Source organism: Caballeronia sordidicola (assembly GCF_001544455.2).
Classification (GTDB): Bacteria; Pseudomonadota; Gammaproteobacteria; order Burkholderiales; family Burkholderiaceae; genus Caballeronia; species Caballeronia sordidicola.
In genome coordinates this window covers 143,332-169,738 of record NZ_FCOC02000007.1, presented here as the reverse complement: position 1 = coordinate 169,738, position 26,407 = coordinate 143,332, and the positions used below count along the sequence as shown (strand labels likewise).

Sequence of the window (26,407 nt, the reverse complement as noted above, 5' to 3'; positions counted from 1 at the left end):
TTCTCTTTCGTGCTAACGCCGCATGGTCAAATCACGCGCGTGCGTACGCGGGTCTGCCGCTCGCACGCACTTCGCCCAAATAGCGATGCACCGATAAATCGTCGGACTGGATTGCCGGCTGCTTGCCGGACATCAGGTCGGCCAGGAGTTGGCCGGAACCACATGACATTGTCCAGCCGAGCGTGCCGTGTCCCGTGTTCAGGTAAAGGTTCGGCAGCGGCGTGCGGCCAACTATCGGCGTGCCGTCCGGCGTCATGGGACGCAGTCCGGTCCAGAACGATGCCTTTGCCGTGTCCCCGCCGCCCGGGAACAGGTCGTTCACGCACATTTCCAACGTTTCACGGCGTGCCTGGCGCAAGGAAGAATCGAAGCCGACAATCTCCGCCATTCCTCCAACGCGAATGCGGTCGTCAAAACGCGTGATCGCGATCTTGTAGGTTTCATCAAGCACGGTGGAGACCGGCGCGGCATGCTCGCTTACAACGGGCGCGGTGAGTGAATAGCCCTTCAGCGGATAAACAGGAATCTTGACGAGGTCGCCAAGCAGTTTCGTGGAGTATGAGCCGAGTGCGACCACGTAGGAGTCGCCGCGAACAAGTTCGCCGCCGCATTGGACGCCCGCGATCCGGCCGCCGCTGATCGCGAGGGCGTCAATAGGCGTGTTGTAGCGGAATTTCACGCCGAGTTGCTCGGCCATTGCGGCCAGGCGCGTGGTGAATTTCTGGCAATCGCCGGTCTCGTCGTTCGGCAGGCGCAGGCCGCCCGTCAGCTTGTGCGATACCGCCGCGAGCGCAGGTTCCGCCTTGTGCAGATCGGCCGGCATGAGCAATTCGAACGGCACATTCGCGTCGCGCAATACAGCGATGTCCTTTGCCGCACCGTCCAGTTGCTGTTGCGTCCGGAACAATTGCAGCGTGCCGCCGGTACGTCCTTCGTATTCGATGCCCGTGTCCGCGCGCAGCGCCTGCAGGCAGTCGCGGCTGTATTCGGCCAAACGGACCATTCGGCCTTTGTTCACCGAATAACGTTCTTGCGTGCAGTTTTGCAGCATCTGCCACATCCACTTCAACTGAAACGATGTTCCGTCCAGACGAATGGCAAGCGGCGCGTGTTTTTCAAACATCCATTTCACTGCCTTGAGCGGCACACCGGGCGCCGCCCACGGCGACGCATAGCCGGGCGAAATCTGTCCCGCGTTGGCGAAACTCGTTTCAAGCGCGGGCCCTGCTTCCCGGTCGATGACCGTGACTTCGTGTCCCGCCCGGGCCAGATAATAAGCGCTCGTCACGCCAACAACCCCGCTTCCCAGAATTACGACTTGCATGTCTTGCTCCGTGCAAAGTGACATTCCGCCGGTCATCGCTTCGTTTTGCAGGAAGCCGGGTGAGTAGCGGGTTACATAGTGGTATCGACTATAGTATTGAGAGTTCAGTAGTTTTTGTTATTGTATTTTCTTACTTTTCAGTAGAACCCAATGAGAACTCAGAGGAATTCGGTACGGGAGCTGGATAAGATCGATCGGCGGATTCTGCGGATCCTTCAGCAGGATGGCCGTATCGCCATGAAGGAACTCGCCGAGCAGGTCGGGCTTTCCGTGACGCCGTGCATTGAACGCGTGAAACGCATGGAGCGCGACGACGTGATTTCGGGCTATTACGCGCGCGTGAATCCGCATCAGCTAGGGGCGTCGCTGCTGGTATTCGTGGAGATCACGCTGGATCACAAGAGCGGCAACATGTTTGAACAGTTTCGGAGGGAGGTGCAGCGGATTCCGGAAGTTCTGGAATGTCATCTCGTTTCCGGCGATTTCGACTATCTAATCAAGGCGCGGATTGGCGAGATGGCGGATTACCGGAAGCTTCTCGGCGACATCCTGTTGCAGCTTCCAGGCGCGGTGCAGTCAAAAAGCTACGTGGTCATGGAGGAAATCAAGGAGAGTCTTGCCATTGCTGTAGAGGGGTAGATCGGAGCATTGGGGAATTCGTCAACGGGGCTTGCGAGCGAGTAGATTTACTGTATATTTATACAGTATTTTTTGTCTCTCTGAACGTACACCTCGATCATGGATTCACTCGATTCGGAATATCCCGTTGCTCCGCCTGCCGCTTTTAAAGGCCGTGGCGCGGTCACGAATATTCAGGGGCGCTACGAAAAGGACGCGCGGGAGCGCATAGACGACGGCTGGACGCATACGGATCAAAACAGCGAGACGGAAGGTGCGCCGGCGCTGCGTACTCAAGTGTTCGAGGAACGTGCGAAGAGCATCCTTACGCGCAACTCATCGCCCGATATTCCATTCAGCGTGTCCTTGAACCCGTACCGCGGGTGCGAGCATGGCTGCATCTACTGTTTTGCGCGGCCGACGCATAGTTATCTGGGGTTGTCGCCGGGATTGGATTTCGAAAGCCGTATATACGCGAAGGTCAACGCCGGAGAATTGCTCCAGCGCGAACTGGACAAGCGGTCGTATCAGCCAGAACCCATCGCGCTCGGCGTCAACACGGATGCATATCAGCCTGTCGAACGTAACTTGGGTATCACAAGGCGCGTAATCGAGATTTTGAGCGAGCGTGGACATCCATTTGCGGCCATCACGAAATCGTCGCTGATCGAGCGCGACATCGACTTGCTGGCGCCAATGGCCCAAAAGGGACAGGTGATCGTCGCCGTAACCATCACCACGCTCGACGCCGACATCGCACGCACGCTCGAACCGCGCGCCGCTACGCCGGCAAGGCGGCTGCGCACAATCCGTACACTCGCCGACGCCGGCATTCCGGTCGGCGTGAGCGTCGCACCCATGATCCCGTTCGTTACGGAACCCGACATGGAACGGGTGCTGGAGGCCTGCGCCGAAGCAGGCGCGACCAGCGCGAGCTATATTGTGCTGAGGCTGCCGTGGGAAGTCGCGCCGCTATTCAAGGATTGGCTCGCGGCCCATTTCCCCGACCGGGCGGAACGCGTGATGGGGCGAGTACGCGACATGCGCGGCGGCAAGGACTACGATTCGGATTTTTCGAAGCGCATGAAAGGCGAGGGCATTTGGGCGGACATGCTCAAGCAACGCTTTCATCATGCCGCCCGCCGGCTTGGACTGAACCAGCGGCAACGCGGCATTCTGGATATGTCGGAATTTCGGCCAGGAAAGCGCATGCCGAAGCGGCCAGTCGTGGACAGTCCGCAGATGACCTTGTTTTGACGTTGGGGAAGCAAGGTCTCTCACACCCGAACAAGATTACTGAGATAGCTCCTTGGCGGCCTGAACCTGCCCTTCGAAGTAAGTCTGGAAGGTGAGCGCAAGACCTGCCATCAGCATGAACGCCCCGAACAACAGTGAGAAGATCACTATGAAGATCACAGTCCAACCGGAATCGCTGTGCTGTCCCGTTTGCGAATTGAACTGGGCATCCCATTTTTCGTCGGGCCGCAATCCGTAGACGATCGCCGACAAGAATGCCGCCAGCAGCGAAGCGGCGCCGGGCACGACGAGCACCCAGCCCAATATCGATGCGCGTTCGCTCGCGGCGAGCAGCATGTAGCCCGTGAGACCGAGCAGGATGCCCGCAATGTGCGTCCAACCGAATTTGTCGCGCAAACCATACAGATAAAAGCGATGTGCCCCAATGCTGCCGAGAAAAAAGGCAAGCGCGGCCGTCAGCGTTTTCGATCGGAAACGACCATGCGGCGCCGGGTTAGAGGGATGCGTGACAGTGGAGGACGGGTTGTTCATCGGCGGCTGAAAAGAGAGTCGGTGGAAACACGGGACGCGAGGGGCAATACTTTTGCGTCGAAGCGGCATTCTACGCTCGCAGCCGTTGGCTAGGCCGCGCTTACTGCTTTGCCGCGACCGGCCACGCGTAGCCGATCGTTGAAGTGCTTGCAGAAAAACTGGACCCTTTTAATCGAACGGTCCCTAAAAAGGCGCGTCGAAACTTGTTCCAAAGCCCTGAAAAGCTCTGTATGCGGTACTTTCCGGGCGCCCGTCGTTGGCCGAACGGCACGCACCACGTCCCGTTTCATCTCGATTAATCGATGCAAGTGTTTGTTAAGGCATCGTTTTACCGCTATAATCGCGTGTTTTGGTAGTTCCGAACCCCGGTTTTCAAGGATTTCAGCATGGTTATCATCCGCTTGGCACGTGGCGGCTCCAAGAAGCGCCCGTTTTACAACATCGTCGCAACCGATTCGCGTAGCCGCCGTGATGGCCGCTTTATCGAACGCGTGGGTTTCTACAACCCGGTCGCGACCAAAGGCGAAGCCCTGCGCATCGCTCAGGATCGCCTGACGTACTGGCAAGACAACGGCGCGCAGCTGTCGCCGACGGTTGCACGTCTGGTCAAGCAATCGCAACAAGCTCAGCCGGCTGCTTAAGTGCAGCGGCCGCAGTCGATCGTTCGGGTACGCGTGATCCGATCGATTCTTGCTGCCGAGGTTCGCGGGAGATTGGCTCATGTCGACGCGTGACTCCGCTTCAGACTCAGGTTTGAAAGCCGAGCGTGGCGAAAAGCCTGAAGAGAACGATGCCACGTTTGGCGCATTTGTCCGCAAGCCGGCAGCGCGCCGCGTGGCTATCGACGTTTCAGGCGAATCGGGATCTATCGACACGGTCGAAACATTGCCCAACGACGCCATTGAAGTCGGCGCCATCGTAGATGCTTACGGCCTTAAGGGCTGGGTCAAGATCGCGCCGCACGCGCATGCAGGACACGGCGGCGACGCAATGCTCGCGGCAAAACGCTGGTGGCTGGTCAAGGGAAACGAGCGCAAGGCAGTTCGCTGCCTGCAATCGAAAGTGCATAGCGACACGGTCGTCGCGCATTTGGCCGGCTGCAATGACCGCGACATGGCGTATGCGTTGCGTGGCCACAGCATCCATGTGTTGCGCAGCGACTTCCCGAAGCTTACTGGCGAAGACGAATTCTACTGGGTCGATCTGATCGGCCTGGATGTCGTGAATGAAGCGAACGTGGCCCTGGGCCAGGTTGCCGGCATGATCGACAATGGCGCGCATTCCATCATGCGCGTGGAATTTCCGGCTACGGGCAAGGACGGTTCGCCCGCAACTGGCGAACGGCTGATTCCGTTTGTTGGCGTGTATGTGAAGACGGTGGATCAGGCGGCGCGCAAGATTGTCGTTGACTGGGACGCCGACTATTGATTCATCGGCCAGACCCATCACTGCAAGGAGAGAGCGATGCAGTTTGACGTCGTGACGCTCTTTCCCGAAATGTTTCGTGCGCTGACCGACTGGGGTATTACCAGCCGGGCAGTGAAGCAAGAACGGTTTGGCCTGCGCACGTGGAATCCGCGCGATTTCACCACGGACAATTACCGGACCATCGACGATCGTCCTTATGGCGGCGGCCCGGGCATGGTGATGCTGGCGCGCCCTCTGGAAGACGCAATATCGGCTGCGAAAGCGGCGCAGGCAGAGCAGGGCATTAGCGGGACGCGCGTGGTGATGATGTCGCCACAAGGGAAAACGCTGGACCATGGGCGCGTGATGCAAATCGCTCAGGAGCCCGGGCTGGTCATGCTGTGTGGCCGTTATGAAGCGATCGACCAGCGGTTGATCGATCGTGTGGTGGACGAAGAAATCAGTCTCGGCGACTTCGTTTTGTCCGGCGGCGAATTGCCGGCCATGGCGCTCATGGACGCTGTGGTGCGTCAGTTGCCCGGCGTGCTGAACGATTCGCAGTCGGCGGTGCAGGATAGTTTTGTCGATGTGCTGCTCGATTGTCCGCACTACACGCGCCCTGAAGAATATGGCGGCGTGCGCGTTCCGGATGTGCTGCTTGGCGGCCATCATAAGGAAATCGAGGCATGGCGCAGGCGTGAATCGCTTAAGAATACGCAGGAAAAGCGGCCCGATCTCATAGAAAAGGCGCGCAGGAATAAAATGTTGAGTCGTGCCGATGAGGCATGGCTTGCAAGTCTCGCCAAGGAAGGGTCGAAAGCGCAGTAGGCTTTCGGCCTTGTTCCAAGGCGGGACAAAAGGGCGGCGCTACGCCTGAATCAGGCAGGCGCCAGATGTGAACCCATCCTCTACCGGGGCCACCAACATGGCAAACAACTCCGGCAAGATGGCTCCAGGAGTCAGTAATGAATCTGATTGAGCAACTCGAAAAAGAAGAGATCGCGCGTGCACTCGGCGAAAAGTCGATTCCCGAATTCGCCCCCGGCGATACGGTGATCGTCAGCGTCAACGTGGTCGAAGGTACGCGCAAGCGTGTCCAGGCTTACGAAGGCGTCGTGATTTCGAAGCGTAACCGTGGTTTGAACTCGAATTTCATCGTTCGCAAGATTTCGTCGGGCGAAGGCGTCGAGCGTACGTTCCAGACCTACTCGCCGCTGCTCGCGAGCATTGTCGTGAAGCGTCGTGGTGACGTGCGTCGTGCAAAGCTGTACTACTTGCGCGAACGTTCGGGCAAGTCGGCTCGGATCAAGGAAAAGCTCGTGTCGAAAGACCGTGCTGCTGCAAAGGCGTAATCCTTGCGCTGAAAGCTGCACCGAAAAAGCACCCTCGCGGGTGCTTTTTTCATTGGTGTGGTCAAATCATGGTTTGCGCCTTCGTTCACGGCGCCTGAATCAAACCATTCCATTCAAGCAGCCAAGTCCCACGTGCCTCCGAACAAGTCGTCGACTCCCCGCATTCTCGAGCCTGAAATCCTGCCGATCGAATCGACCAGCGCAGATTTGCCGCGCGTGCGCGAAGACGTCCTGACACCGGACGGCATGCGTGCAAGGTTCGCGCAGACGCTCGACTGGACACCGGACGCACGCGACGACAAGATCAAGGCGCTGGGCGGGGACCCGCGCGTGGCGTCGGTGCTGATTGCGCTAGTGGTGCGCGACGGCGGCCTGACCGTGCTTCTCACGCAGCGCGCCGATCATTTGTCGAACCACGCCGGGCAGATCAGCTTTCCCGGCGGGCGCGAGGAACCCGGCGATGCCGACGCCGCGGCGACCGCGCTTCGCGAGGCGCAAGAGGAAGTCGGTCTTGAAGCCGAGCACGTGGAAGTGCTTGGCGAGCTGCCTGACTATCTGACCGGAACGGGGTTTCGCGTGACGCCGGTGGTCGCGCTGGTCCATCCTCCAATCGAACTCCATGCGGACACCCTCGAAGTTGCCGATATCTTCGAAGTCCCGCTCGCGTTCCTCATGGACCCGGCCAATCACCAGACCCGCGTGTTTCGATGGGAAGGCGGCGAGCGTCGTTTTTTTGCGATGCCTTTCACGCCGGCCGGGAACGCGTCTCCCTATTTCATCTGGGGCGCAACGGCAGGTATGTTACGCAATTTCTATCGCTTCCTCGCCGCGTGACGCGTAATGTGTCGGCACTCGAATGGCGCTTCGTCCGATGTGTCCCTCTGGCAGCATCGGTGCTGTGCTATCTTTACAAGAAATTCGTAAAACTCGAATGTCCCGGCGCATCGCATGACTTTTTTCTCTGTATTGCTGGCTCTTATCATTGAGCAATTGCGCGCGCTTTCGCCGCAGAATCCTGTTTCGGCGCTGCTTCAGTACCATGCGGAATCCGCGGCTCATGGCTTCGATGCCGGCAAGCAGCGGCATGGCGTGCTCGCGTGGCTGGTCGTCGTGCTGCCGTGGACTTTGGCCGTCGGGCTGATCTACTACGTTCTGTATCGCATCAACTTCGTGCTGGCATTCTTGTGGAACGTCGTGATCGTGTACTTCACGCTCGGGTTCCGGCAGTTCAGCCACTATTTCACCGACATCCATCTCGCGCTGAATAACGACGACGTTCCGCGCGCCCGCGAGATTCTCAATGAATGGACCGGTATCGATACCCTCGATATGCCCGTCAGCGAGATTGTCCGGCATACGCTGGTTCATGCGGTCGTGGCTTCGCATCGGCATGTGTTTGGCGTGTTTTTCTGGTTTTTGATTCCTGTCGGGCCAGCGGGCGCAGTGTTGTACCGGATCGCGGAGTATCTGGCGCGGTCGTGGGTGCAGCCTACTGACGAACGCACGCCCGCGTTCTCCACTTTTGCTCAGCGGGCATTCTTTTTCATCGATTGGGTGCCTGCACGGTTGACCGCGCTCGGGTTCGCTATTGTGGGGAATTTTGAGGACGCTATTTATGCGTGGCGTAATCACGCGAAGCAGTGGCCCGATGCTAATGAAGGGGTTCTGCTTGCTGCAGGGAGCGGGGCGCTTGGGGCCCGGCTGGCTGGACCTCTGGCCGAGCCACTTAGCGTGGAAGCTTTGGCCGTTGGCGATGCCAGCCCGCTGCCAGTCGGCGATGATTGCACGCCTCGGACTTTGCAGTCTGCAGTTGGACTTGTCTGGCGGGCTGTGATCCTGTGGATGCTTTTGTTGCTCATGCTGAGCATCGCGGTTTGGTTGGCTTAGGGTTTTGGTTTTTGCTCGCGCTGGCGGATTGGTGGGTTGGTGGGTTGCCAACGCTTCCTTCTTCTGGGAACTTGATTTCGCTTTGGTCTATTAGCGTTGCCACTGTGCGTGGCGGCACTTCATTTCTTTTTCCAAACGGCGAAAAAGAAACGAAGCAAAGAAAACGCCTTTACACCACAACCACTAAATTACCCGCTTCGCACAGCTCTTTTCGTGGCACGCCTTGGCTAACGCCCTAGTCATCCGTAGCCGTTGAAAAGAACCTGCTCGCCTTTTTGCGTTACCTCACACGCTTCGCTTGTCAGGCCGTACCGGTTGTATCGCTTGTCTGGACCTGGGCCGCCTTATTCGTCATTCAGCGGGTCTCGGGCCGTTCCGCATTGCCAGCATACCGTGAATTGCCCTTCCAGCCATTCGCCGCAGTGCTGGCATCGCCATGCTCTTGCATTTGCCGGACCATTTCTCGCTCGGTCCAGTACGCCCGTTGCCAACGCCTCGTCGCGGTCGTCCAGTATCCAGATTTCTGGTGCGCACTGGTCCGCCGGAATCTCACCCATCGCACCACTCAAATACCGGTTGTGCAACTCGCACGCTATCCCCGCAGTCGTCAGCACATTCATCCAGTGATGCGCCGTGATCAAGTTCGGAGCCCGCGTCAGTTTTTTCATGCGGTAAAGTTATCGAACAATCTGGCTGGCCTCGTGCACGAGCTGCGCATACAACTGATGACGCGCCGGGCGGATTTTGCCTTCCGCCATTGCTTCCAGAATCGCGCAGCCCGGCTCCTGCAAATGCCGGCAATTGTAGAAGCGGCATTGCCCAAGAAAAGGCCGGAAATCAGCGAACGCGCGCTCCAGTTGCCCTTCGGACAAGTGGTGCAGCCCGAACTCCTGGAACCCCGGCGAGTCGATCAGCGATCCTCCGCCAGGCAACGGATACAAACGCGTGAACGTGGTCGTGTGCCGCCCGCTGTTCAACGCCTTCGATATCTCCCGCGTCGCTACCTCTGCATTCGGAATCAGAATATTCACAAGCGTCGACTTGCCCATGCCAGACTGTCCAAGCAACAGCGTGGAACGGTTCGCAAGACGCGCATCGAGTTGATCGTGAACGTGCTGCGGCGCCGCCTTCGCCGATAATTCCACGACCGTATATCCAAGCTCCCGATACAGCGCCAGACGCTTGCGCGCGACCGCGAGCGGTCCCTCCATGTCGATCTTGTTCAACACGATCAGCGGTTCCAGACCGTGCGCTTCGGCCGCAATCAACGCGCGGCCGAGCAAGTCCTCGCTGAAATGCGGCTCGGTGCCCAGCACGATCATCAATTGATCGAGATTGGCGGCGAAGAGTTTCGATTTGAACTGGTCGGACCGGTAAAGCAGATTGCGGCGCTCACCAATCTCGACAATCACACCCTGATCCGCCGATGACTGCTCGTACTGCACGTTGTCGCCCACGGCTATCTCGCTGCGTTTGCCGCGCGGGAAACATTGCAGCATCACGCTGCCATCCGCAGGGGCGACGAGATAATGCCGTCCATGAGCGGCAATGACTTTTCCCTCGATGCGCGCGTTCGCCGGTTTCTTCGCGGTGCGCGGCCTCATGCGGCGAATTGCATCAGGCGCTCGATGCGCTGCGACGCAGGCGGATGCGACGCGTAGAACGCGGTGTAGAGAGGATCGGGCGTGAGCGTGGACGCATTGTCCTCATATAGCTTCACAAGCGCATTGACGAGGTCGCGTGGATCGGTCTGGCTCGCGGCAAAAGCGTCGGCCTCGAACTCATGCTTGCGTGAACTCAAGCTGCCAAGCGGCGTCACGAAGAACATGAAGACCGGCAGCGCCAGCATGAACAGCACGAGCGCAAGGCCGTTGTTGTTGCCGATCAGCGATGGCCGGACGCCAAGTCCCTCATAAAACCACACGCATTGTGCAAGCCAGCCGAGCAGCGCGAGCATCACCAGGCTGAGCACGAAAGTCACGACCAGGCGCTTGATCACGTGGCGGCGTTTGAAGTGACCCAGTTCATGCGCGAGCACCGCTTCAATTTCGCTGCCGGAGAGCCGGGCGAGAAGGGTATCGAAGAAAACAATCCGCTTGGCCGCGCCGAAACCCGTGAAATATGCGTTGCCGTGCGCCGAGCGGCGGCTGCCGTCCATCACGAACAAGCCCTTTGCAGCAAAGCCCGTGCGCGACATCAGGTTTTCAATGCGCGCCCGCAGCGCCTCGTCTTTCAACGGTTCGAACTTGTTGAAAAGCGGCGCGATAAAGGTCGGGTACAGGATCAGCACGAGCATCTGGAACGCGACCAGCAGCACCCACGCCCACAGCCACCACAGCGCGCCCGCCTGATTCATCAGCCACAGGGTCACGAACAATACGGGCAAGCCAATACCCGCGCCCAGCACCACACCCTTGACGAGGTCGAGGAAAAAAAGCTTCTTTGTCATGCGGTTGAAGCCGAACTTCTCTTCGATCACGAAATGCCGGATGTAATCGAAAGGCAGATCCACCACGCTCGTGATCGCCACCACAATAGCCACCAGCGCCATCTGCCCTATATAGCCGCGGCCGAGCCAGCCGGTGACGGCCAGATCGATTTGCTGAATACCGCCGAGCAGCGTCAGCGCAATCAGCAACGCCGCGCTCACCACGACTTCGACCATTGTCAGGCGCGTGCGCTCGACAGTGTAGTCGGCGGCACGCTGGTGAGCGGCGAGCGGAATGGTTTGCAGGAACTGCGGCGGCACCTGCCTGCGATGCGCGGCGACGTGCCGGATCTGGCGCGACGCAAGCCACAGCTTGGTGCCGACCATGCCGACCAGCGCCACGACAAACACGACCGAGAACGCGAGATTGATATTGGACATCAGCGGAAATCCGATTGAAATATGCGCGATTGAATTATGCGAGAATTATAGGTTCTTGGCCGTCACAGCGCGCATGGCTTATTGCGCGTTAGCCGAACGGCCGGGTCCTGCAAATCCCTAAGCGCCGTTCCCGGCGCCAAACCCATCCAGGTTGCCCTCCCATGGCCGATTCCGTGCTCGATTCCTCTTCTTCCGCCAGCTCGTCCGAACTCGTTCGCAGCGACATGAACCTTGTCTGGCTCGACATGGAAATGACGGGCCTCGAACCCGATAACGACCGCATTATAGAAATCGCGGTCGTCGTGACGAATTCAACGCTCGATAAACTCGTGGAAGGTCCGGTGCTCGCGATTCACCAGGACGAAACGGTGCTCGGCAAGATGGATGAATGGAACCGCAACACGCATGGCCGCTCGGGGCTGACCGAACGCGTGAAGGCGTCGACGGTGGATGAAGCCGAAGCCACGCGGCAAATCCGCGAATTCCTCGGCCAGTACGTCCCGCCGGGCAAGTCGCCGATGTGCGGCAATTCCATCTGCCAGGATCGCCGTTTCATGGCCCGGTGGATGCCGGAACTTGAAACGTTCTTCCATTACCGCAACCTCGACGTCAGCACGCTCAAGGAATTGTGCCGCCGCTGGCAGCCGGCCATCTATAAGGGTTTCCAGAAGCGCGCAATGCACACGGCGCTCGCCGATATCCACGAATCCATCGACGAACTCAAGTACTACCGCGAGCATTTCCTGATTCCGTCAGCGACCGGCGGAACCGGCGAAACCGGAACGGCTTGAAGCGCAAGGCCGGACGTTTTAAGTCTTCGTCGGCCTGATCGCGTTCTTCGGGCGGAACGCGGCGACCACTTCGGGCCGCGTTTCCATATACGGCCCACCGATCAGATCAATGCAGTACGGAATTGCCGCGAAGATTCCTGGCACTTTCGGCTTGCCATCCGCGTCGCGCAGACCTTCCAGCGTCTCGCGAATCGATTTCGGCTGGCCGGGCAAATTCACAATCAACGCCGCGTGATCCGCCGTTTCACGAATCACAGCCACCTGGCGCGACAAGATTGCCGTAGGTACGAAGTTCAGGCTGATCTGGCGCATTTGCTCGCCGAAACCGGACATCGGCTTGGTCGCAACCGCCAGCGTGGCCTCCGGCGTTACATCGCGGCGCGACGGGCCCGTTCCGCCTGTTGTCAGGATCAGGTCGCAGCCGGTTTCATCGACTAGTTCCGTGAGCGTGGCCGAAATGGTGGCCGCGTCGTCGTGAATCAGGCGTGTTTCGGCGCGCCACGGCGAACTGAGCGCGCTCGCGAGCCATTCCTGCAGCGAGGGAATGCCCTTGTCCTCATACACGCCCTGCGACGCGCGATCGCTGATCGATACCAGTCCAATCAGCAATTCGTCGGGATGATCACGCTTTGTAGCCATCGTCGTCGTCTCGTTGCGGGAATTCGATTTCATTGCCGTCTTCCGCCTCGGCCGCGCTTTCATCTTCTTCGTCCACGCCCGCCGCGGTCTTGATCCACTGGAACAGTTCGCGGAAATAGCGCGGCGGCTTGCTCTGCTCGCGTTCCTTGCGGGCGTTGCGAATCAGCGTGCGGCCTTCCTGCGGATCGACACCGGGATGCTGGCGGATGAAATCGGTGAGGGCAGAGTCGTCGGCGAGCAGCTTTTCGCGCGTGTGTTCGATCCAGTGGAGCTTCGCCGTTTCCGCGCGATTGACGCCGCGATACGTATCGAGCGCCGTGCGCAGTGCTGCCGTTTCTTCGTCGGTGAGCGAGCGCATTACGCGGCCGACGTATTGCACCTGACGGCGCTTGCCTTCGTGATCTGTGATCTTTCGTGCGTCGCGAACGGCGTCGTCGAGCTTTTCAGGCATGGGCATGCGCTTGAGCGCATCTTTTGGCAGTTCGATCAACGCGACCCCGAGCACTTGCAGCGCAAGCATGTCCCGTTTGAGCTGGGATTTACTCGGACGGTCGTAACCGTGCTCGCTGCCATCCTGTTCGGTGGCGACGGCCGGATTTATGGGTTGCGTGCGGGTTTTACGGTTCATCGCGGTATTGTACTTGTTCGACGCGGCCCACTGGGCGCCCGAGCGAGGCGCCACCCGAGTACCGCGCGCAAGGGGAGCGAAACCAAACCCCTCTGGACTTGCTATGATCCTGCGATACACGGAAGCACTCATGGCGAGCACCGCGCCGGCAAGATTTTTCCGGCGCTACCGCTACCGAACCCTTCCGCAACTCGAGCAACCCACAGGCAGACAAAAATGGCAGCAGACATGGACGTGAGGCAACGCTTTTTCCCGCACACCCAGGACGAGCTGAAGGAAATTGCGTCCGATATCCTGCGGCATGCAAAAGAACTCGGCGGAACCGACGCCGCCACTGAAATCTCGGAAGGCGATGGCCTTTCGGTCAGCGTGCGTCGCGGCGAGGTGGAAACCATCGAGCACAATCGCGACAAAATGGTCGGCGTCACGGTGTTCATCGGCAATAAGCGTGGTAACGCGAGCACTTCGGATTTCACGCGCGCCGCGTTGAAAGACACCGTGGCCGCGGCCTACAACATCGCCCGCTTCACGGCCGAAGACAGCGCTGCCGGCCTGGCCGAAGCGGAACTGCTCGAAATGGCGCCGCGGGATCTGGATCTCTACCATCCGTGGGACATCAACGCCGAAGAAGCGGCCGACCTCGCGCGCCGTGCAGAAGACGCGGCTTTTGCCGTCGATAAACGCATCCAGAATTCGGAAGGCGCAAGCGTTTCGGCGCAACATTCGCAGTTCGTGCTTGCTACGTCGCGCGGTTTCATGGGCGGCTATCCGTTTTCACGGCATTACGTGGCGTGCGCGCCTATTGCGGGCTCGGGGCGCGACATGCAGCGCGACGACTGGTACACGTCGAAGAGAAATGCCGCCGATCTCGCCGACCCCGAAGCAATCGGCCGATACGCCGCGCATCGTGCGCTGGCGAGATTGGGCGCGCGCAGTCTCGATACGCGCAAATGCCGCGTGATGTTCGAAGCGCCGCTCGCGGCGGGCATCCTGGGTGCGTTCGTGCAGGCTGTCAGCGGTGGCGCGCTGTATCGGAAGACGTCGTTTTTGGTCGATAGCCTCGGCAAACCCGTTTTCGCGCCGCATGTCCAGGTGGTCGAGGACCCGCACGTGAAGGGCGGAATGGGCAGCGCCCCATTCGACGAGGAAGGCGTGCGCACGCAGCGCCGCAACGTGGTCGAGGATGGCGTGGTGCAGGGTTATTTCCTTTCGACCTACTCGGCGCGCAAGCTCGGCATGAAAACCACGGGTAACGCGGGCGGTTCGCACAATCTTTCGCTGCGCAGTTCGCTGACAAAACCGGGCGATGACTTCGAGGAAATGCTCAAGAAGCTCGGTACGGGCCTGTTGCTTACCGAACTGATGGGGCAGGGCGTGAACTACGTGACGGGCGACTATTCGCGCGGTGCATCGGGATTCTGGGTGGAGAACGGCAAGATCCAGTATCCGGTCGAGGAAATCACGGTGGCGAGCACGCTGCAGGAGATGTTCCGGCGCATCGAGGCAATCGGTGCGGATACGGTCGTGCGCGGGAACAAGGAAATTGGCTCTGTGCTGATCGAAAAGATGACGATTGCAGGACAGTAAAAGCCGAGGAGCGCTGCCAGAGTCAAAGCCCGGGGAACGGATACGTTGCCGGGCTTTTTGTCGCTTGGTAGCCTGTCAGGCGCGCCGCTCGTATGTCACGAACGAATAGTGGAAATCATTCGGCGCGGCCGCGTGATGCGTCTCGCGCGAACGCTCTTCCCAGATGTGTGGATCGGGGGCCTCGATCGAGATATCGCCTTCGAAATCCGCATCGATCTCGGTCACGATGAGCTTCTGAGCAAACTGCCAGCCTTCGCGGAACAGTTGCGCGCCACCGATCAGGAACACTTCCTTCGCGTCGTCGCGCGCGGCTATTTCCAGCGCGCCGGACAGGCCTGTGACCGTGTCGCAGCCATCGAAACGGCGCCCGGCGTCGCGCGTCACCACAATGTTGCGCCTTCCCGGCAGAACACGGCCGATGGATTCGTGAGTCTTGCGGCCCATGACAATCGGCGCGCCCATTGTGGTGCGTTTGAAGAACGCCAGATCTTCGGGCAGGCGCCAGGGTAGTTGGTTGTCGCGTCCGATCACGCCATTGCGCGCACGGGCGACGATCAGTGTGAGCGTCGTCATGGTAATGAACCCTACAGCGTTGAGATAAATCAAGCCGCAGATTCTACCCGACGCTCCTGCTCCGGCGCGCTCGTCAAACGCGCCGAAAATTGAGTCCTGGCCGCCTATTGCGTAGTGTGCGCCTCTGTGTTTGCGACCTCGCCGGGCGTGGAATGCACCGCTGTGTTGTCATTGGGAACCGGCGATGGCAATGGCGGCGCGATCTCATCCCAGAGCGTGACGCTGTTTGGTGTTTGCGTGAGCACGGGCGTCCATTCGTCTGTCACCGAGACCTTCGCAAGCGCGTCGTCATCCTGTTCCATAAACGACGCAGGCTGGTCAAAACGAACAGGTGCCGAACCGGCTTGCGCCGTTGCGAAAACTTGAATAATGTTCTCAACCGATGCACCGCCGCTTTCACCGGGTTTCTCTATAAGTTGTTCCACAGAGATGGCTGGCGGATTAGTCCGTACCGCTAATGTTTCAAATCCGGACAATCGCAGCATAAACCCAGATTCAAACAAGGGGGTAATCGTCGGGGAATGATTCATACTATTCTGCGCGCAAACGTTGCCGCTTGAACTTCCCAGTACAATCCACGCCGTCGCCGCCGCGGCAAACCGTTGCGGAATGGCGTTTTTTCCGTATCTGACGGCGGTGCTGGCAATTTCCATGGCGAATCTCCGTGATTCGCTTTTATTAGCGAGACATATGCCATCCACCGCATTCGCCCAACCTAATTGAGCTGGACGAAAATTCTCTGACAACGCAATAAAAAAACCGCTGAAAATGTTTCACCGTTGAAACGAAACGCGATTGACGCGCATTTTTACCAGGAAGCGTGTAAATGATATTGTCTTATTTAATGTATTTGCAAACCGCTTATTAAAACAGATCACCGTATTGAATCGCATACGGCATTGCTTCAGCAACGAGATGGCAGACATTGTTGCGGATATTTGTTTTCGAAGTATTCGCTTTATAGTAGTCTCTCAAAAACAGCAGTAGAAACAAAACAGGTTCGTTTATGAACCGCGCGACAGCACTCGTCGCTTCCGGGGTTTCACCGTTTGCAGTTTTCCGAATGACCGTTCGCTAGAAGTACGCGAGTCTTCGACGTCTGCAACGTGATCGAGGGCATTTACCGGCGCGACCTTTTCAACGACCGTTGACGAAAGGATCAGAACAATGGAAGTCGCTCGGCGGCAATTAATCTATGTGACTCGTGACCCTAGTGCGCCCTTGTGCGCCCGGTTCGAGGAAAGGGGCTGGCACATCGAGGTGGTTTCCAACGCCAAGGATGCACGCCGGTGGCTTCGCAACGATCTTGCAACTGGTGGTTTGCTGGATTTATCCAGCAACTTTGAAGCGCATGAACTGGCGGCGCTGGAAGCGTCGCTGACGCTCACCAATGTTGGCTGGGTCGCGGCAACCGTGACAGGCCAGCTCGAGGACGCGGCCGTTCGCAGGCTGATTCGCGACTACTGCTTCGACTACGTGACGTTGCCAACATCGAATGACCGTGTGGTGGATGCGGTTGGCCATGCTTATGGCATGGTGGCCTTGCACGAAAACGCATCGAACGATTCACGCGACGGTCGCGCGGAAGGCGAAATGGTCGGCTCCTGCGACGCCATGCTCAGCCTGTTCCGCTCCATCCGCAAGGTCGCCATGACCGACGCTCCGGTCTTCATCTCCGGCGAATCCGGCACGGGCAAGGAACTGACCGCGGTTGCCATCCACGAACGTTCCGCCCGGCGCGAACAGCCGTTTGTTGCGATCAATTGTGGCGCCATCCCCGCGCATCTCCTGCAATCGGAACTGTTCGGTTACGAGCGCGGTGCCTTTACTGGCGCGAACCAGCGCAAGATCGGGCGTGTGGAAGCGGCCAATGGCGGCACGCTGTTCCTCGATGAAATCGGCGACTTGCCGCTCGAAAGCCAGGCGAGCCTGCTGCGTTTCCTGCAGGAGCGCAAGGTCGAGCGGCTGGGCGGACACGGCTCCACGCCCGTCGATGTACGCATCATCTCGGCCACGCACGTGGACATGCAGACGGCCATGATCGAAGGGCGGTTTCGCGCCGACCTGTATCACCGTTTATGCGTGCTGCAAATCGATGAACCGCCGCTGCGGGCGCGCGGCAAGGACATCGAATTGCTGGCGAAACACATGCTGGACCGCTTCAAGAAGGACGCGAGCCGGCGTCTTCGCGGTTTCGCGCCCGATGCTATCGCTGCAATTCACAACTACGGCTGGCCCGGCAACGTGCGTGAGCTGATCAACCGCGTGCGTCGTGCCATTGTGATGTCCGAAGGGCGGCAGATCAGCGCGCGCGACCTCGAACTGGGCGAGTACGTGGAAGTTGCGCCGGTGTCGCTTGCACAAGCGCGCGAGGCGGCGGAGCGGCAGGCGATTGAGCTCGCGTTGCTGCGCCATCGGGGCCGTCTTGGCGACGCCGCGCAGGAACTTGGCATTTCGCGCGTCACGCTCTACAGGTTGCTCAGCGCGCATGGCATGCGCCATATCGAAGTCGATGCACCCACGGAACATGTCACGCGCGGCTGAATATCTAGCCGCGCGTGACGGCCGCCGGCCGGCTGATTTCATCTAAGTTCGCCAAAACCCGCGGGTTCGCCCGAACCACCGCGGATCGCACATATTTAACCCCCGCAAAACGCCTCTGCACCTCTGCCTTCGGGCCTTGGTAAAATCGTGGTTTGGTTTTATCGGCGGCTGGATTCTTGTCATGCTCCACGGCATGGCGAGCGTGCGCAGCCCTCCACGCGCCGCGAAATCTTCAGCCAGAACAGGCAGACAGGCCACGGGCCACTTTTTAGCGAACTACCTTTCCATGATCCAGTATCAAGAACTGCTCAAAGACATTCTCGAGCGCGGCGCCCGGAAGATGGACAGGACCGGCACGGGGACGATCAGCACGTTTGGCCGGCAATTGCGGTTCGACCTGGCGGCGGGTTTTCCGATCGTGACGACCAAGCGCATTCACATGAAGAGCGTGGTCTATGAACTGCTGTGGTTCCTGAACGGCGACACCAACATCAAGTATCTGAACGACCACGGCGTGACGATCTGGGACGAATGGGCGGACGAGAACGGAAACCTGGGTCCGGTATACGGTCATCAATGGCGCTTCTGGCCAAAGAGCGACGGCACTTTGGTCGATCAGGTCAGCGGGCTCGTCCACCAGATCAAGACGCGCCCGAATTCACGGCGGCTGATGCTCACAGCGTTGAACGTGGCGGATTTCCCCGACGAATCCATGTCTCCCCTCGATAACGCCCGCGCCGGCCGGATGGCGCTCGCGCCATGTCATTGCCTCGCCCAGTTCTACGTGAACGACGGCAAGCTGAGTTGCCTGCTGTATTGCCGCAGTCAGGATGTGTTTCTGGGCACGCCGTTCAACATTGCGAGCTACGCGTTGCTCACACATATGCTTGCCCAGCAATGCGATCTGGATGTTGGCGAACTGGTGTGGACTGGCGGCGATTGCCATATCTACCTGAACCATCTGGAACAGGTAGACCTGCAATTGAGCCGCGAGCCGTATCCGCTGCCCAAGCTCAAACTGGCGAGAAAACCCGAGTCGATCTTCGATTATAAATACGAGGATTTCGAAATCGAAGGGTATCAATATCACCCGGGTATCAAGGCGCCTATCGCCATTTAAAGCGGCGATTTAAAGCGCCAAACTAAAAGCTGTGGTTTCAATGCGCTTTCCGGCGACCGGAAAGCGCAATCATCAAAACGTCAAGGCGTGACGATGTTGAACATCGAATCAAAGGTATCGAGAAGACCAAACAACTCGCTTACCTTTTGAATGTTTCCGCTGACTTTGTCGCTGGCGGCCTGCGTGCCACTCATCAGGAGCCTGGCGAACTCGTTCTTGCTCATGTTGAGCGTCGCGTCCGGGTTGGCCAGCGTGACACCTTCGGTATAGATCAAAGTGGAATTGCGCAGCTCGATGCCGTATTTCCTGCCATCGCCGAGATTCCAGTTGATGACCGCGTGCTTGCCATCAGCTTTCGGACCGTTGAGCCGGATCCCCATGTAGTCGAGCAGCATGTCAGGGCTCATTGCCGCGATGGAGTCGGGCGACGCCATGTTGATGCCCTTGCCCTTCGGCACGCCGTTGCGCAACTCGAACGCGCCCATCAGGTACTCATTGCGCCACGTCGGGTTCTCGGTCTGGTAACCGAGTTGTTCGAGCGCATCGGCTTCAAGATCCCGGGCTGCCTTGTTGGACGGATCCGCGAAAACGACCTTGTTCATTACGGTCGCGACCCAGCGGTAATCGCCTTTATCGAATGATTGAGTGGCCTTCGCGATCACGGCGTCGGCGCCGCCCATGAATTCCACGAAATGCTTCGACTCGTCTTCTGGCGGCAACGGATGCAGGTTCGCCGGATTCGAGTCATACCAGCCGAGGTAACGCTGGTAGATGCCCTTCGCGTTGTGATTCACGGAGCCGTAATAGCCGCGGTTGTACCACTTCTTGCCAATGCTGTCGGGCAACTGAACCTGATCCCCGATCTCCGTCATGGTGTAGCCGGCGTTCGCGAGACGCAGCGTCTGGTCATGCAGATACTTGAGCATGTCGCGCTGGTCGGCCATGTAGTTCACGACCTTTTGCTGACCCCATGTCGGCCAGTGATGCTGCGCGATCACCACGTCCGTGCGGTCGCCGTAGCGCAGAATGGCTTCGTTGATGGTTTTCCACCATTGCACCGTGTCACGTACCTGCGCGCCGCGCAGCGTGTACAGGTTGTGCATGGTGTGCGTGGTGTCCTCAGCGGTATCCAGCAGCTTGAACTGCGGCATGTAGATCAGCATTTCGGACGGTGCTTCGGTGCCGGGCGCCATCTGGAACTCGAACTGAATGCCATCGATCACGCGGGTATCGCCGGTTTTTTCCACGGTGTCGTTCGGCGCGATCAAGCCGAGGTTGCCGCGTGAGGTGGTCTTGCCGAGCCCGGCGTCGATCTGCCCGCGCGCGCTCGCCGGCAGCATGGCGCCGTATTGATACAGGGAGCGCCGGCCCATTGCATTTCCTGCGTAGATGTTCTCCGCCACGGCTTCCTGCAGGAAGCCTGCCGGAGCGACGACCTTGACCTTGCCGCTCTTTGCATCGGCTTCGTCGATCACGCCCTTTACGCCGCCGTAATGATCCGCGTGGCTGTGCGTGTAGATCACGGCCACCACCGGCTTCTTCGGCCGATGCTGGAAATACAGGTCCAGCGCGGCGCGCGCGGCTTCCCGTGTTGTCAGCACGTCGATCAGGATGAGGCCCGTGTCGCCTTCGATGATCGTCATGTTCGCGAGATCGAGCCCGCGCACCTGATACACGCGGTCCGTTACCTTGAACAGGCCGGTGAACATGTTCAGTTGTGCGATGCGCCACAAGCTCGGATTGACCGTGTCGGGCGCGTCGCCTTTCAGGAACGCGTACTTGTTCAGGTCCCAGCTCGTGCCGCCGGCGTCGGTCTGGAACGTGCCGGATGCAAGCGTGCCCATGAAGCCGCGCTGCGCGTCTTCGAAGTCGCTTTTATCGGCGAAAGGAAGTTGCTGGTAGGTCGCGAGGTTGTCTTGCCGGGTGATGGCCGTGGCGTCCTTGGCAGGCGCAAACGCGGCCTGCTGTGCAAGCGCGAACGGTGCGGCAAGCACGCTGAGCGCTGCGAGCGCGGTGAGCGTGAGTCGATGCGGCGATACGATCATTGTTATTCTCCATTGAAGTGCGATGCCTGTTTCGGGTCCACGCCTGATCCGACGCAAGGCACGCCTTCGACTGGTTTCGTGTCTCCCATTCCCTATTCGATAAGCTGAACGCCGCGTACCTTCACATCACAGGCGAGTCAAAAACTTTACAGGCGAACCGAATTTTTGATTGTCATATTTGGTCGGTGCGCAACCGTCATGGAATGCGCCTGAAATTCAGCGCATGAGTCGTCCAATAGCTTTACGCGTTGCCAAGGACAGCCGCGAAATGCCGCTCGCCAGATGGCGTGACGCGCAGAATGCGCCTTCGGGACGTTGTTTCCAGCCAGCCATGTTGAGTACAAGCGTCGAGAAATGCCGCGCCCAGCGCGCCGCCGAGATGCGGCCGGCGCTCGCTCCAGTCGATGCATGTGCAAGCGAAGCGTCGCCGCCGCGCTTTTTGCGCCTTCAGATCGATGCCGAGTTGCGAGAATGCGTCGATTCCTTTCGCCGTTGCATCGAGCGTGGCGGGTCCGGCCCGCGTGGACCCGGATGTGCTCGCCAACGATCCTCCCGGCACGACCTCCAGCCAGTTCGATGTCAGCATCCGGTCGAACAATCGAACAGCCAGCTCGCCGGCGAGATGGTCATAACAGGTTCGCGCATAGCGCATGTCGAGCGGCACGGCCGACGCGCGTCGTGGCGTCTGGGCGGGAGGCAGTGCCGGTTCGCGCAACGGCGCGCTCGCCTGCGCAAGATTGGCGAGGGCTTCGATTGCCATCGCAATGTCGGGCGTGGCGATTCGATAGTAACGATGCCGTCCGCTGACCTCGAGCGCGAGCAGACCGCTTTCGATGAGCCGCGCGAAATGCCCGCTCGCCGCCGATGGCGATATGCCGGCAATCATGGTCAGTTCACCGGCGGGGCGCGCGGTGCCATCCATCAGCGCCCAGAGCATGGCGGCGCGTCCCGGGTCCGCGAGCAGCGCACCAATGCGCGATAAGCCGGGAAACGGGCGTGCATCGTCGTGATTGAGAGTCATGAAAACCTCCTTCGATTGACACTACTTTAAACGCATGGCGCACGCGATGTTTCATCGGCAGATGAAATATGAATGCAGAGCCTGCAGCAACGCCGAGCGCCGTCGAAGCGCCGCGCTAGAATGGGTATTTCGTGCTGGAATGCGGTCATGCAGGGGATTTTTCATGCTGAAACTTGTGGTTGTGGCGCTGCTTGCAGCGGTGTGTGCCGGGTGTGCGGGGACGTCGGGCGGATCGTCGTCGGCGGGCGGGTCGAGCGGAATCACCATGTACGGTGTGATCGACGAAGGAATTTCGGTGCGCAAATAAGCGTTGACGACGCATCCACACGATATTGCCGCGGACGTGCCATCATTTTGAGACTCGTATAATTTGGCAATTCCACTTGACTGGCAGCTCCGCTGGGCGCGCCTTACATCCCCATGAACATTGCCGCGCCGCTTTCTTATTCAACCGATGCGCCCATCACCGACCGGTCCGAAACCACGTTTCGTTTCCTCGCCGAGCCGACGTCCGTCAATTTCGGCGGGAAGGTCCACGGCGGCGCGCTGATGAAATGGATGGACGAGACGGCCTACGCGTGCGCCGCAGTGTGGTCCGGACGTTATTGCGTCACTGTGAGCGTGGGCAATATCCGCTTTCGCCGGCCAATCCTGGTTGGCAATCTCGTGGAATTGCGGGCGCGGGTTGTCGCGACCGGACGTACGAGCATGCATTTGCATATATCGGTGCATGCAGGAGATCCGAAGAGCGGCGTCTTGCAGCAGACAACGGATTGCCTGATGGTATTCGTCGCCGTCGATGAACAGGGCAAGCCGGTCCCGGTCCCGTCCTTCGTGCCGCTAACCGACGAGCAGAAACGGCTGGCCAAATACGCGATGGACGTCAAGGACGCACTCGATGCCATCGTCGAACTGAAGCCGGAAGAGGTCGCCGCCGGCAAGGTTTGAACAGCGCTGAAGCGCGTGGGTATCGCCATCTATCCGGCTAATTAATTTGATAGCCAAAAGAAGCAAATAAGACCTTTCTCATTCATGAACGTGTGCGTTATTGGCATAGTTCGGCGCACCGTGTAATAGCCGCCTATCGGGCTAGAGCGCAACACCCAACATGAATGAGGAAACACCATGACCTGGACTGCCGGCTACAACAGCTCGGTTGCATACACGACCGGCTACTATCAGGAACAGAGTCCCAGCTTCCTGAACGCGTGTCTCGTGATGCAGCGCGTACAGCCGCCATCGCTCGAAAAATTCACATATTGCGAACTTGGCTTTGGCCAGGGACTGACTTCGCTGATCCTGGCTGCAACCCATCCCACCGGCGAGTTCTACGCCTGCGATTTCAACCCGTTGCACGTGTTGAACGCGTCATCCATACGCGACGAAGCACGCCTGCCGAACCTCACCTTGCTGGAAAACGGTTTCGGCGAGCTTGCAGAAGGCAAGGTCGACCTGCCTTTGTTCGACTACATCACCTTGCACGGCATCATCTCGTGGGTATCGGACCAGACTCGCGCCCAGATCATGCAGTTCCTCACGCGTTACCTGAAACCGGGCGGCGTGGTTCAGGTGAGCTATAACGCAATGGTCGGTTGCGCGCAGATCATGCCGCTGCAACGGCTGCTGACGCTCGGAGCGGGAAAAACCGGCGGCTGGTCAAAGGCCAACGAACTGGTGACGAAGGTGAAGGGCCTGGAAGCATTGCACTTCTTGCGCAACCCTGACTCGCGGGGCCGCGCGGAAAATTTCGATAACCAGGACAAAAACTATCTCATTCATGAGTATTTGCATGAGAAATGGACGCCGTTTCACTTTACCGATATCGCTCGGGAAATGACCGAGGCGAAGCTGAGTTTTGCGGGTAGCGCGCGTTTTTCCCATATGACTCCGGTTGCGTGGCTGACGGACAGCCAGCGCGAAATGCTGGAAACGCTCACCGATCCTTTGGAAGCCGAAGAAGTGCGCGATTACTTCGTGAACCGGGCATTCCGCTCGGATATCTTCGTGCGAGGCAAGGCGCCGCTTTCCGATGCCCGCCTGCGCGAGCAGGCGCAACACGTTTATCTGTGGGGTAACTCGTCTGCGGCCTATAAGCCCGAGGCGAGCCTGGAACACGCCACGATCACTCGCGCCGACAGTCACCACAAGCCATTGTTCGATTTGCTGCGCCGCTCGGAAACGACGCTCGCCCAAGTCTTTGACTCGCCCGAGTTCGCAGGGCTTTCGCTTGACGCGATTCTGGGTCTGCTGCGCCTCTCGATTGCCGTTGGCGAGACGGCCGTGCGTTACGGCGCGGAACAACCGCGCGTTGCGGCGGATCGGCTCAACGCTGTTTTGCTATCGCGAGTCGAGCGCGGGGAAGTGTGGGGCGCGTTGGCTTCGGTCCGGCAAGGCGGCGGAGCGGGTATCAGCACGCTTGATCAGTTGATATTCGCAACACTCAATGAAAAGACCGATCCGCAAAAAGCGCTCGCCAAGGATACCAAGGAACTGGTCGCACGCCTGAAGCGCTCAATGGTTGCGACGGGCCTGAAACTGCGCATTGGCGACGTTGAGGTGGCCGACAAAGACATTGATAAACGTCTCGGTCATATTTTCGAGGATTCCGGCAAGAAGCTTCTTGCGCATGCGGTGGAACTGGGTTTCATGGCAGCACGATAGATTCATTGCACGAAGATGGCAGCGGTTAAGTACGATCAACCGCTGCCATTTCACTTTTACTTCTTTCCGACCATATCTTCTGGCTTCACCCACTCGTCGAACTCGGCTTCCGTCACATAGCCAAGCTTGAGCGCCGACGCTTTCAGCGTCGTTCCTTCCTTATGTGCCTGCTTCGCGATCTTCGCGGCCTTGTCGTAGCCAATATGCGGGTTCAACGCCGTCACGAGCATCAGCGATTCATTCAGCAAACTTTCTATACGCGGCTTGTTCGGCTCGATGCCAACCGCGCAGTTATCATTGAAGCTTTGCGCGCCGTCGGCGAGAAGACGCACCGATTGCAGCACGTTGTGGGCGATCATCGGGCGAAACACGTTCAATTCGAAATTGCCGCTCGCGCCGCCGAAATTCACCGCGACGTCATTGCCAAACACCTGGCAGCACAGCATGGTGACTGCTTCGGATTGCGTTGGATTCACCTTACCCGGCATGATCGAGCTGCCCGGTTCGTTTTCCGGAATCGACAACTCGCCCAGCCCGCAACGCGGTCCGCTCGAAAGCCAGCGGATGTCGTTGGCGATCTTCATCAAACCGGCAGCAATGGTCTTGAGCGCGCCGTGCGCGAACACGAGCGCGTCGGCGGCGGCCATCACTTCGAACTTGTTCGGCGCGGTTTCGAACGGCAGGCCCGTAAGCTTGCCGATCGCGTTCGCGACCTTCACCGCGAATTCGGGATGCGCGTTCAAGCCCGTGCCGACCGCAGTGCCGCCAAGCGCCAGTTGATACAGATGCGGCAAGGTGGATTCGACATGCCGGATGCCTTGATCGAGTTGCGCGACATAGCCGGAGAATTCCTGTCCTAACGTGAGCGGCGTTGCGTCCTGCAAATGCGTGCGGCCAATCTTCACGATCGAATCGAAGTCCTTCGATTTTTTATCGAGCGTGGCGCGCAGCGTCTTGAGCGACGGCACCAGATGCTTGACGATCGCCACGGCCGCGGCAATGTGCATGGCGGTCGGAAACACATCGTTCGATGATTGCCCGCGATTCACGTCGTCGTTCGGATGCACCTTGCGGGCTTCGCCGCGCTCACCGCCCATCAGTTCGCTCGCACGATTCGCGATCACCTCGTTGAGATTCATGTTCGTCTGCGTGCCGGAGCCCGTTTGCCACACGGCAAGCGGAAATTCATCGGAATGCTTGCCCGCGAGAATTTCGTCGGCGGCCGCGATGATTGCCTGCGCCTTGTCGGCGGCGAGCACTTTCAGTTCGGCGTTCACTTCTGCCGAAGCACGCTTGACGATGGCAAGCGCATCGATCAGTTCGGGCGATTGCTTTTCGCTCGATATCTTGAAGTTTTGCAACGAGCGCTGCGTCTGCGCGCCCCAAAGCTTGTCGTTCGGCACGGCGATCTCGCCGAAAGTGTCTTTCTCGAGTCTTGCGTTGTCCGTCATGACTGCTTGCTCCTTCAGGTTCGGTTTTGAATCGGGTCCCGGGCTGAGCGCCTGGCGTCAGCACGAACCCTCATTGCGAAAGGGCCTGCACAATCGGAAATC

27 protein-coding genes are annotated in these 26,407 nt (G+C 59.0%); 15 read left to right on the top strand and 12 right to left on the bottom strand.

Annotated elements, in window-relative coordinates; translation table 11 throughout:
• Positions 1–31 precede the first annotated feature (31 nt).
• A complete protein-coding gene (locus AWB64_RS14300) occupies positions 32–1,324 on the bottom strand; it encodes a D-amino acid dehydrogenase (RefSeq protein ID WP_060856076.1) in 1,293 nt (430 codons plus the stop codon).
• A 150-nt stretch (positions 1,325–1,474) separates the two neighbouring features.
• Between AWB64_RS14300 and AWB64_RS14295 the strand changes: the two genes are divergently transcribed.
• Together AWB64_RS14295 and AWB64_RS14290 are read left to right on the top strand one after the other, a co-directional pair.
• On the top strand, positions 1,475–1,963 hold the full coding sequence (locus AWB64_RS14295) for an Lrp/AsnC ligand binding domain-containing protein (RefSeq protein WP_060856075.1): 489 nt from the start codon (positions 1,475–1,477) through the stop codon (positions 1,961–1,963).
• Between the two features lie 99 nt (positions 1,964–2,062).
• Positions 2,063–3,199, top strand: coding sequence for a PA0069 family radical SAM protein (locus tag AWB64_RS14290; RefSeq protein ID WP_060856074.1), 1,137 nt, complete (start codon positions 2,063–2,065; stop codon positions 3,197–3,199).
• 36 nt (positions 3,200–3,235) lie between these two features.
• Here AWB64_RS14290 and AWB64_RS14285 read toward each other — a convergent pair whose 3' ends face one another.
• Positions 3,236–3,730, bottom strand: coding sequence for an NINE protein (locus tag AWB64_RS14285; protein WP_060856073.1), 495 nt, complete (start codon positions 3,728–3,730; stop codon positions 3,236–3,238).
• A gap of 386 nt (positions 3,731–4,116) precedes the next feature.
• Between AWB64_RS14285 and rpsP the strand changes: the two genes are divergently transcribed.
• The 6 genes from rpsP (at position 4,117) to AWB64_RS14255 (ending at position 8,376) form a co-directional block, all read left to right on the top strand.
• Entirely contained in the window at positions 4,117–4,371 is a 255-nt protein-coding gene (gene rpsP, locus AWB64_RS14280; RefSeq protein WP_047844837.1) for a 30S ribosomal protein S16, read from the top strand.
• Between the two features lie 79 nt (positions 4,372–4,450).
• Positions 4,451–5,158: a ribosome maturation factor RimM gene (rimM, locus tag AWB64_RS14275; protein ID WP_060856072.1), complete on the top strand. Its 708-nt coding sequence runs from the start codon at positions 4,451–4,453 to the stop codon at positions 5,156–5,158.
• Positions 5,159–5,194: 36 nt separating this feature from the next.
• Entirely contained in the window at positions 5,195–5,965 is a 771-nt protein-coding gene (gene trmD / locus AWB64_RS14270; RefSeq protein WP_060856071.1) for a tRNA (guanosine(37)-N1)-methyltransferase TrmD, read from the top strand.
• Between the two features lie 137 nt (positions 5,966–6,102).
• Positions 6,103–6,489 (top strand): 50S ribosomal protein L19, encoded by a 387-nt coding sequence (rplS, locus tag AWB64_RS14265; RefSeq protein WP_056354506.1) that lies wholly within the window; start codon positions 6,103–6,105, stop codon positions 6,487–6,489.
• A 132-nt stretch (positions 6,490–6,621) separates the two neighbouring features.
• Positions 6,622–7,323, top strand: a complete 702-nt coding sequence (locus AWB64_RS14260) for a CoA pyrophosphatase (protein ID WP_244164060.1) — start codon at positions 6,622–6,624, stop codon at positions 7,321–7,323.
• Between the two features lie 114 nt (positions 7,324–7,437).
• Entirely contained in the window at positions 7,438–8,376 is a 939-nt protein-coding gene (locus AWB64_RS14255; RefSeq protein ID WP_060856070.1) for a CobD/CbiB family protein, read from the top strand.
• Between the two features lie 344 nt (positions 8,377–8,720).
• Here AWB64_RS14255 and AWB64_RS14250 read toward each other — a convergent pair whose 3' ends face one another.
• Genes AWB64_RS14250 through AWB64_RS14240 form a run of 3 tightly spaced genes read right to left on the bottom strand, consistent with a single transcriptional unit; the run spans position 8,721 to position 11,245 of the window.
• Positions 8,721–9,044 carry a putative signal transducing protein gene (locus AWB64_RS14250; protein ID WP_060856069.1) on the bottom strand — a complete coding sequence of 108 codons (324 nt, stop codon included), beginning with the start codon at positions 9,042–9,044 and terminating at the stop codon, positions 8,721–8,723.
• A 9-nt stretch (positions 9,045–9,053) separates the two neighbouring features.
• Entirely contained in the window at positions 9,054–9,980 is a 927-nt protein-coding gene (gene rsgA, locus AWB64_RS14245) for a ribosome small subunit-dependent GTPase A (protein WP_060856068.1), read from the bottom strand.
• Entirely contained in the window at positions 9,977–11,245 is a 1,269-nt protein-coding gene (locus AWB64_RS14240) for a M48 family metallopeptidase (RefSeq protein ID WP_060856067.1), read from the bottom strand. The genes rsgA and AWB64_RS14240 overlap by 4 nt, the downstream gene beginning before the upstream one ends.
• A gap of 161 nt (positions 11,246–11,406) precedes the next feature.
• Here AWB64_RS14240 and orn point away from each other — a divergent pair, with 161 nt between their 5' ends.
• Positions 11,407–12,036, top strand: a complete 630-nt coding sequence (orn, locus tag AWB64_RS14235; protein WP_060856066.1) for an oligoribonuclease — start codon at positions 11,407–11,409, stop codon at positions 12,034–12,036.
• A gap of 18 nt (positions 12,037–12,054) precedes the next feature.
• On the opposite strand, the gene mog is transcribed toward orn, so the two are convergent.
• Both mog and yjgA read right to left on the bottom strand, forming a co-directional pair.
• The gene (gene mog / locus AWB64_RS14230; RefSeq protein WP_075643286.1) at positions 12,055–12,675 is read right to left on the bottom strand and encodes a molybdopterin adenylyltransferase; all 621 of its coding nucleotides are present in this window, start codon (positions 12,673–12,675) and stop codon (positions 12,055–12,057) included.
• Positions 12,659–13,303, bottom strand: a complete 645-nt coding sequence (gene yjgA / locus AWB64_RS14225; RefSeq protein ID WP_060856157.1) for a ribosome biogenesis factor YjgA — start codon at positions 13,301–13,303, stop codon at positions 12,659–12,661. Before yjgA ends, mog begins: the two co-directional genes overlap by 17 nt.
• Before the next feature lie 216 nt (positions 13,304–13,519).
• Between yjgA and pmbA the strand changes: the two genes are divergently transcribed.
• A complete protein-coding gene (gene pmbA / locus AWB64_RS14220) occupies positions 13,520–14,890 on the top strand; it encodes a metalloprotease PmbA (RefSeq protein ID WP_060856065.1) in 1,371 nt (456 codons plus the stop codon).
• Positions 14,891–14,965: 75 nt separating this feature from the next.
• Here the strand turns inward: pmbA and AWB64_RS14215 are convergent, their stop codons facing one another.
• Positions 14,966–15,463: a dihydrofolate reductase gene (locus AWB64_RS14215; protein WP_060856156.1), complete on the bottom strand. Its 498-nt coding sequence runs from the start codon at positions 15,461–15,463 to the stop codon at positions 14,966–14,968.
• Positions 15,464–15,567: 104 nt separating this feature from the next.
• Positions 15,568–16,116: a hypothetical protein gene (locus tag AWB64_RS14210; RefSeq protein WP_060856064.1), complete on the bottom strand. Its 549-nt coding sequence runs from the start codon at positions 16,114–16,116 to the stop codon at positions 15,568–15,570.
• Positions 16,117–16,630: 514 nt separating this feature from the next.
• On the opposite strand from AWB64_RS14210, the gene AWB64_RS14205 reads away from it, so the two are divergent.
• Entirely contained in the window at positions 16,631–18,007 is a 1,377-nt protein-coding gene (locus tag AWB64_RS14205) for a sigma-54 dependent transcriptional regulator (RefSeq protein ID WP_060856063.1), read from the top strand.
• Between the two features lie 286 nt (positions 18,008–18,293).
• Positions 18,294–19,127, top strand: a complete 834-nt coding sequence (locus AWB64_RS14200) for a thymidylate synthase (protein WP_060856062.1) — start codon at positions 18,294–18,296, stop codon at positions 19,125–19,127.
• 80 nt (positions 19,128–19,207) lie between these two features.
• On the opposite strand, the gene AWB64_RS14195 is transcribed toward AWB64_RS14200, so the two are convergent.
• Both AWB64_RS14195 and AWB64_RS14190 read right to left on the bottom strand, forming a co-directional pair.
• On the bottom strand, positions 19,208–21,172 hold the full coding sequence (locus tag AWB64_RS14195; RefSeq protein WP_060856061.1) for an alkyl/aryl-sulfatase: 1,965 nt from the start codon (positions 21,170–21,172) through the stop codon (positions 19,208–19,210).
• Between the two features lie 241 nt (positions 21,173–21,413).
• The gene (locus AWB64_RS14190; protein WP_060856060.1) at positions 21,414–22,193 is read right to left on the bottom strand and encodes an ArsR/SmtB family transcription factor; all 780 of its coding nucleotides are present in this window, start codon (positions 22,191–22,193) and stop codon (positions 21,414–21,416) included.
• Between the two features lie 163 nt (positions 22,194–22,356).
• Here AWB64_RS14190 and AWB64_RS31930 point away from each other — a divergent pair, with 163 nt between their 5' ends.
• The 3 genes from AWB64_RS31930 to AWB64_RS14180 all read left to right on the top strand — a co-directional run bounded on the left by AWB64_RS31930 (position 22,357) and on the right by AWB64_RS14180 (position 24,854).
• On the top strand, positions 22,357–22,500 hold the full coding sequence (locus tag AWB64_RS31930; protein ID WP_167353920.1) for a hypothetical protein: 144 nt from the start codon (positions 22,357–22,359) through the stop codon (positions 22,498–22,500).
• 113 nt (positions 22,501–22,613) lie between these two features.
• Complete coding sequence (locus AWB64_RS14185) at positions 22,614–23,141, top strand: acyl-CoA thioesterase (protein WP_060856059.1); 528 nt, start codon at positions 22,614–22,616, stop codon at positions 23,139–23,141.
• Positions 23,142–23,318: 177 nt separating this feature from the next.
• Positions 23,319–24,854 (top strand): class I SAM-dependent methyltransferase, encoded by a 1,536-nt coding sequence (locus AWB64_RS14180; RefSeq protein ID WP_060856058.1) that lies wholly within the window; start codon positions 23,319–23,321, stop codon positions 24,852–24,854.
• Positions 24,855–24,910: 56 nt separating this feature from the next.
• Here the strand turns inward: AWB64_RS14180 and fumC are convergent, their stop codons facing one another.
• On the bottom strand, positions 24,911–26,305 hold the full coding sequence (gene fumC, locus AWB64_RS14175) for a class II fumarate hydratase (RefSeq protein ID WP_060856057.1): 1,395 nt from the start codon (positions 26,303–26,305) through the stop codon (positions 24,911–24,913).
• Positions 26,306–26,407 lie beyond the last annotated feature (102 nt).

Bases quoted from the DNA above. Each gene is read 5' to 3' on its own strand.
- AWB64_RS14300 (WP_060856076.1), bottom strand. From the start codon at position 1,324: ATGCAAGTCGTAATTCTGGGAAGCGGGGTTGTTGGCGTGACGAGCGCT.
- AWB64_RS14295 (WP_060856075.1), top strand. From the start codon at position 1,475: ATGAGAACTCAGAGGAATTCGGTACGGGAGCTGGATAAGATCGATCGG.
- AWB64_RS14290 (WP_060856074.1), top strand. From the start codon at position 2,063: ATGGATTCACTCGATTCGGAATATCCCGTTGCTCCGCCTGCCGCTTTT.
- AWB64_RS14285 (WP_060856073.1), bottom strand. From the start codon at position 3,730: ATGAACAACCCGTCCTCCACTGTCACGCATCCCTCTAACCCGGCGCCG.
- rpsP (WP_047844837.1), top strand. From the start codon at position 4,117: ATGGTTATCATCCGCTTGGCACGTGGCGGCTCCAAGAAGCGCCCGTTT.
- rimM (WP_060856072.1), top strand. From the start codon at position 4,451: ATGTCGACGCGTGACTCCGCTTCAGACTCAGGTTTGAAAGCCGAGCGT.
- trmD (WP_060856071.1), top strand. From the start codon at position 5,195: ATGCAGTTTGACGTCGTGACGCTCTTTCCCGAAATGTTTCGTGCGCTG.
- rplS (WP_056354506.1), top strand. From the start codon at position 6,103: ATGAATCTGATTGAGCAACTCGAAAAAGAAGAGATCGCGCGTGCACTC.
- AWB64_RS14255 (WP_060856070.1), top strand. From the start codon at position 7,438: ATGACTTTTTTCTCTGTATTGCTGGCTCTTATCATTGAGCAATTGCGC.
- AWB64_RS14250 (WP_060856069.1), bottom strand. From the start codon at position 9,044: ATGAAAAAACTGACGCGGGCTCCGAACTTGATCACGGCGCATCACTGG.
- rsgA (WP_060856068.1), bottom strand. From the start codon at position 9,980: ATGAGGCCGCGCACCGCGAAGAAACCGGCGAACGCGCGCATCGAGGGA.
- AWB64_RS14240 (WP_060856067.1), bottom strand. From the start codon at position 11,245: ATGTCCAATATCAATCTCGCGTTCTCGGTCGTGTTTGTCGTGGCGCTG.
- orn (WP_060856066.1), top strand. From the start codon at position 11,407: ATGGCCGATTCCGTGCTCGATTCCTCTTCTTCCGCCAGCTCGTCCGAA.
- mog (WP_075643286.1), bottom strand. From the start codon at position 12,675: ATGGCTACAAAGCGTGATCATCCCGACGAATTGCTGATTGGACTGGTA.
- yjgA (WP_060856157.1), bottom strand. From the start codon at position 13,303: ATGAACCGTAAAACCCGCACGCAACCCATAAATCCGGCCGTCGCCACC.
- pmbA (WP_060856065.1), top strand. From the start codon at position 13,520: ATGGCAGCAGACATGGACGTGAGGCAACGCTTTTTCCCGCACACCCAG.
- AWB64_RS14215 (WP_060856156.1), bottom strand. From the start codon at position 15,463: ATGACGACGCTCACACTGATCGTCGCCCGTGCGCGCAATGGCGTGATC.
- AWB64_RS14210 (WP_060856064.1), bottom strand. From the start codon at position 16,116: ATGGAAATTGCCAGCACCGCCGTCAGATACGGAAAAAACGCCATTCCG.
- AWB64_RS14205 (WP_060856063.1), top strand. From the start codon at position 16,631: ATGGAAGTCGCTCGGCGGCAATTAATCTATGTGACTCGTGACCCTAGT.
- AWB64_RS14200 (WP_060856062.1), top strand. From the start codon at position 18,294: ATGATCCAGTATCAAGAACTGCTCAAAGACATTCTCGAGCGCGGCGCC.
- AWB64_RS14195 (WP_060856061.1), bottom strand. From the start codon at position 21,172: ATGATCGTATCGCCGCATCGACTCACGCTCACCGCGCTCGCAGCGCTC.
- AWB64_RS14190 (WP_060856060.1), bottom strand. From the start codon at position 22,193: ATGACTCTCAATCACGACGATGCACGCCCGTTTCCCGGCTTATCGCGC.
- AWB64_RS31930 (WP_167353920.1), top strand. From the start codon at position 22,357: ATGCTGAAACTTGTGGTTGTGGCGCTGCTTGCAGCGGTGTGTGCCGGG.
- AWB64_RS14185 (WP_060856059.1), top strand. From the start codon at position 22,614: ATGAACATTGCCGCGCCGCTTTCTTATTCAACCGATGCGCCCATCACC.
- AWB64_RS14180 (WP_060856058.1), top strand. From the start codon at position 23,319: ATGACCTGGACTGCCGGCTACAACAGCTCGGTTGCATACACGACCGGC.
- fumC (WP_060856057.1), bottom strand. From the start codon at position 26,305: ATGACGGACAACGCAAGACTCGAGAAAGACACTTTCGGCGAGATCGCC.